Below are 4,431 nucleotides of genomic sequence, written 5' to 3' on the forward strand. Positions count from 1 at the left end.
GCCCCGGAAAGCGCCCGCCCGCTGCCACCGCCGGTGCCGCGGCCCGCGCATCTTCCGCCGGTGCAAAGCAGCAAGCACTTTGCCAAGGCGAGCTGGCAACAATTGCCGGGCTGGAAAACCGACCCGGTGGAAAAGCTGTGGCGTCCCTTTCTCGCCAATTGCCGCTCCATCATTCTTCGCACCGGCCGCCCTGCCTCCACCAGCGCGCCGCAGATGGCCGACCCCTACGCGTGGCAGCAGACCTGCGCCGCCGCGCGCGAACTGCCGCCTGCGCCGACGGCAGATGCCGTGCGCGCCTTTCTCGAGCATTGGCTGCAGCCGTGGTCCGTGCGTGACCCCAATGGAGAACAGGCCACGGGCTTGGCCACCAGCTATTACGAACCGCTGGTCCACGCGTCCCGCGAACGAGGCGGCGACTATCAATGGCCGCTCTATTCCGTGCCCGCCGACCTGCTGACCATCGACCTGGGCTCGCTCTACCCCGAGCTCGCCGGCAAGCGCATTCGCGGCAAACTCGACGGCAAGCGCGTCGTGCCGTACGACACCCGCAGCGAGATCGAGCGGCCCGAACGGCAGCCGCCGGCCATCGTCTGGGTCAACGACCCGATCGATGCTTTTTTCCTACAGGTGCAAGGCACCGGCCGCGCCGTGCTCGACACCGGCCCGGGCCAGGGCAGCACCATACGGCTCGCCTATGCCGATCACAACGGCCATCCGTACGTCTCCATCGGGAAATGGCTCATCGACCGGGGCGAGCTGACCATGAGCCAGGCTTCGATGCAAGGCATACGCGCCTGGGCGCGCAAGAACCCCGGACGGGTGAAAGAAATGCTCAACGCCAACCCCGCCGTGGTGTTCTTCCGCGAAGAGGCCGTGCTCGACCCGTCAGAGGGCCCGAAAGGCGCCATGGGCCTGCCCCTGACTCCCCTGCGCTCACTGGCGGTGGATCCGTCCATCGTGCCCTTGGGCACCCCGGTGTTTCTCTCTACGACCCAGCCCAATTCCAAGCAACCGCTGAACGTCGCGGCGCTGGCACAAGACACCGGCGCCGCGATCAAGGGGCCAGCCCGGGTGGATGTGTTCTGGGGATTCGGCGACGAGGCCGGGGAGATGGCCGGCCGCATGAAGCAGCCGAGCCGGCTGTGGGTGCTGTGGCCCAAGGGTGAAGGCGTGCCCGCCCCGGCACGCTGATTCCGCTCCGGCGGCACGCCATCACACGGCGGCGCCGCCCGAGGCGCTCAACCCGCCTTGCCCATGGCGTCGAGCCGCTGGCGGAGGCGATCCGCAGGGATCGCGCCGCCGACGCGCGTATCGTCCCCGAAGATAATGGTGGGCGTACCCGTCACCCGGAGTTTCTTGCCTAGCGCCAAGAGCTCCTGCATGGGTGCATCGCACGACTTGGCCTGCGGGGCCTTGCCGCGCAGCATCCAATCATCCCAGGCCTTGCCGCGATCCGCCGAGCACCATACGGCCGTCGATTTGGTCAGCGAATCCGGCGACAGGATGGGATACAGGAAGGTATAGATGGTGAGGTTATCGATGCCTTCCATCGAGCGGCGGAGCTGTTTGCAATAGCCGCAGTTCGGATCCTCGAAGAGGGCGATGCGCCGGGAGCCATTGCCGCGAACCTGCTTGATCGCGAGGTTCAGGGGCAGTTCATCGAATTTCACGGCCAGCAACTGCTCCTTGCGCTCGCGCGTGATGTTCCGCTTGGTGGCCGCATCGATCAGGCTGCCATCGAGGACGAAACTGACCTTCTCGTCGGTATAAACCAGTTCCGCCCCGATGCGCACCTCATACAGGCCGTAAGGCGTACGCGAAACCCCCTCCACGCCGACTTCGCCGAACCTCTGCAGGAACCGCTGCTTGACGACCTCTTCGGACGTCCCTGCACTCTTGGACGAAGTCGCTTGCGCCCAGGCCGCGGCAGCCGGCAGCACCAAGGCGGCGGCCACCAGGATGGATGTCAGCGTACGTTTCATGCGTTCTCCTTGCAGGCGCGCGCCGGAAGGGCACACGCCGTTCTTCATGCTCGTCGGTTCGGGCGCACAACGCAGCCCGCCCCTGCCTGCCCGTGCGCTCACGCGCCCGAGGCACCGTTGACCAGCATGCGCTTGAGCAAGGGCATGCGGTCCACCAAGTCCAGTCCGGCATTCCTCAGCCAAGCCACCGGGGCTGGCTGCGAGCCAAACAGGTGAAACAAACCGTCGGTCACCGTCCTCATGGCCAATAGGGGCTCGGCCCGGGCCCGTTCGTATCGGCGCAGCAAACGCGGATCATCCACCTGCCGGAACGGTTCGCGCCCGCCGAGGACCCGGACGAGTGCCTGCACGTCGCCCAGCCCGAGGTTCAACCCCTGCCCCGCCAATGGATGCACCACGTGCGCGGCATCGCCCACGAGCGCCACGCCCTCATGCGCCAACTGCGGGCAACGCTGCAGCGCCAGCGGGAAGCCGTGCATGGTGCCGCGCACCCGCAAGTCGCCCAATCGCCCGCGCGTGGCGGCGGCCAAGCGCGCCTCGAGCGTCGCGGCCCGATCCTCCTCGGGCAGCGCCAGCAAGGCGTCGGCCTGGGCGCGCGGCATGGACCAGACCATGGACACCTGGTGCCCGTCGTCGGTGTCCGGCATGGGCAACAGGGCCAACACGCCGTCGGGCGTGAACCACTGGCAGGCGCACTCCTGGTGCGGCAACGCCGACCTCAAATGTACAACCACTCCGGTCGCGCCGTAATCGAAACGCTCGACCGTCAACCCCGCGGCCGCGCGCAGGCGCGAGTCGGCGCCGTCAGCCGCCACCGCCAAGCGGGCATGCAGCGTCGTGCCCCCCGCCGTCTGCAGCGTCCAGCCGGACCGGTCGGGACCACGCTCGGCCCCGGTGAAAGCCTCTGCCACCCAACGTATCCCGGACCACTGCACCGCCTGGCGCAGCACACGCTCGATCTCGCGCGACTCCATGATCCATGCGAGGTAGTCGCTGCCAGCCTGCCAGGCAGACAAGCCCAACCTTCCGGGGTGCCTGCCCCATGCGGGCCGGTCGCCGAAGATTTCCATCGCCCGCACGCCGGCGATGCGATTGGCCGGCAGGGCATCCCAGATGCCCAATTCCGCCAACAGCTGTCGGCTCGCGGGCGAGATGGCGTAGACGCGCGGGTCGAAGCGATCGGGCTCGAGCGGGGGCAGCGGCGCGCGCGGCCCCACCAGGGCCACGGCCAGCCCCTGGCGGGCAAGCGCAAGTGCCGTGGCCAAGCCGGCGATGCCGGTGCCGACTACGACGATGTCTGCGTGGTTGGACGAAGCTGAAGTCATGGCATGAGCGACGATAGTGGCGCCAGTGTACAGCGCCGCCTCAACCGTTCGCAGCCTCCTCCCTGAGCTGGCGGTAATAATGGCCCAGGATCTGCTGCCGGGTGCTGAGGCGCTCATTGCTGGGGCAAGGAAAGCGGAGCACGATGTCGAGCCGCTTGGGATCGACCGGTTCGATGACGACCAGCGGCTCGCTGTCGGGCAACGCAATCAAATACGCACCCTCGATGTGACGAAAGTGCATGTTGGCCTGCTGCAGCCACGGTTCGCACACCGCGCGCCCGGCTTTCAGCAACCGCGCTTGCGCGGCGGGGATATCGTCGCTCGGCTCCATCGGCACCCGTACGGTTTCCAGGACGAACGTGCCCATCGCGGAAATCATCCGCACGGGATTGAGCAGCAACAGCATGTTGGGGAAACGGCAGACGCGCCCAGTCACCAAGCCTGACGACGCCTGCTCCAGAAGCGTGGTGGTGAACAGGTCGATGGTCAGCACTTCGCCCTTCATGCCATTGATCTCGATGATGTCGCCGACCGAATAGGTGCGCTGCGTCGCGCGCATCAGCGACCCGAGGGCGCTCATCACGTACTCCTTGCTGGCGATCGCCACGGCCGCCGCCAGCGCGGCGACCGACAACGCGAAATGGCGGAGTTGGCCGCCCCAGATGAAGAGCAGCAGGAGCAGCGTGACGATGGCGATGGCGTTGCGCACGGTCAAGTAGCCCGTGCGCCGCTCGCCCTTGGAACCCGAGCCTTTGTCGCGGTAGTAGCGAACAGCGGCGCGGGTGGCGAGCGTCGCGCACGCCAACACCACCACGGTCAGTATGAGCTGGCCGGGCGTGTCGGATGCATGAAACCAGGCGGTGAACCGGGCCCAGGCCGAAGTAATGACGTCCATGGAAACGAGCGTATCCGCAAAGCGCAATGGCGCCATTCTACGTTGGTGTCAACCCCACGCGCAGTGTTATGGTTCAGTCTGGGCGCCCCGGCGCCCGAGGGCACGCCCCGCTGCGGCGCCCCGCCCACGCGTGCACGATGTCCGGTGCCCGCGGCCCCTGCGTCCCCGACGCACCCTCTGCCGGACCCTGGCCGCCAGCCGGCCGTGCGCTCCGCCACACCCAGATGGC

Annotated in this window: 4 protein-coding genes; 1 reads left to right on the top strand and 3 read right to left on the bottom strand. The window is 67.6% G+C overall.

Annotation, left to right across the window (positions count from 1 at the left end; genetic code table 11):
• A partial coding sequence (locus tag IRZ12_RS15845) for an MltA domain-containing protein (protein WP_296470461.1) occupies positions 1-1,191 on the top strand: 1,191 nt, incomplete at its 5' end.
• A gap of 47 nt (positions 1,192-1,238) precedes the next feature.
• Here IRZ12_RS15845 and IRZ12_RS15850 read toward each other — a convergent pair.
• The 3 genes from IRZ12_RS15850 to IRZ12_RS15860 form a co-directional block, all read right to left on the bottom strand.
• A complete protein-coding gene (locus IRZ12_RS15850; protein WP_296470463.1) occupies positions 1,239-1,982 on the bottom strand; it encodes a DsbC family protein in 744 nt (247 codons plus the stop codon).
• Positions 1,983-2,080: 98 nt separating this feature from the next.
• Positions 2,081-3,307 carry an FAD-dependent monooxygenase gene (locus tag IRZ12_RS15855; protein WP_296470466.1) on the bottom strand — a complete coding sequence of 409 codons (1,227 nt, stop codon included), beginning with the start codon at positions 3,305-3,307 and terminating at the stop codon, positions 2,081-2,083.
• Between the two features lie 40 nt (positions 3,308-3,347).
• Positions 3,348-4,202 carry a mechanosensitive ion channel family protein gene (locus tag IRZ12_RS15860; RefSeq protein WP_296470471.1) on the bottom strand — a complete coding sequence of 285 codons (855 nt, stop codon included), beginning with the start codon at positions 4,200-4,202 and terminating at the stop codon, positions 3,348-3,350.
• Positions 4,203-4,431 lie beyond the last annotated feature (229 nt).

This window comes from Pigmentiphaga sp., from assembly GCF_019689535.1.
Lineage (GTDB): Bacteria > Pseudomonadota > Gammaproteobacteria > Burkholderiales > Burkholderiaceae_B > Pigmentiphaga.